Annotated in this window: 1 protein-coding gene; it reads left to right on the top strand. The window is 65.0% G+C overall.

The genetic code is table 11. The annotated features are described in order from the left end of the window. Window positions 1-602 (top strand): SbmA/BacA-like family transporter (locus NKI96_RS32475; RefSeq protein WP_352807792.1); only part of this gene is annotated, 602 nt, incomplete at both ends.

The raw sequence follows: 602 nt of genomic DNA, 5'->3' as shown, positions 1-602 counted from the left end.
ATGGCGGTCATCGTCGCCACGTCGATCGGCCAGGTTCTGCTCAACCGCTGGAACCAGCCTTTCTACGATGCGCTGGCGCGTCGCGACATGGCGGCCTTCCTGCATCAGCTGATGATCTTTGCCGTGATTGCCGGCACGCTGCTCCTGCTCAACATCGCTCAGACCTGGCTCAACCAGATGATCCGGCTGAAGCTGCGCGAGGCGCTGACGCTCGACCTGATCGACCAATGGATGCGGCCGGCGCGGGCCTTCCGGCTCGCCAATGCCGGCGCCATCGGCGTCAATCCCGACCAGCGCATGCAGCAGGATGCCGCGCATCTGTCCGATCTGTCGACGGACCTCGGCGTCGGCCTGCTGCAATCCTTCATCCTGCTGGTGTCGTTCGTCGGCGTGCTTTGGCAACTCTCGTCGGGCTTCGTCTTCCACATCAACGGCTGGTCGCTGGCGATACCGGGCTACATGGTCTGGGCCGCGTTCCTCTATGCCGGCATCGCCTCCTGGCTGAGCTGGCTGGTCGGGCGGCCGCTGATCCGCCTCAACAGCGACCGCTACACCCGCGAGGCCGAGCTGCGTTCCGGGATGGTGCGCGTCAACGAGAATGT

It is taken from the genome of Mesorhizobium sp. M0292 (genome assembly GCF_040321695.1).
Lineage (GTDB): Bacteria > Pseudomonadota > Alphaproteobacteria > Rhizobiales > Rhizobiaceae > Mesorhizobium.
Note: the sequence above shows the minus strand (reverse complement) of the source record. Positions and strands in the feature narration are given on the sequence as shown.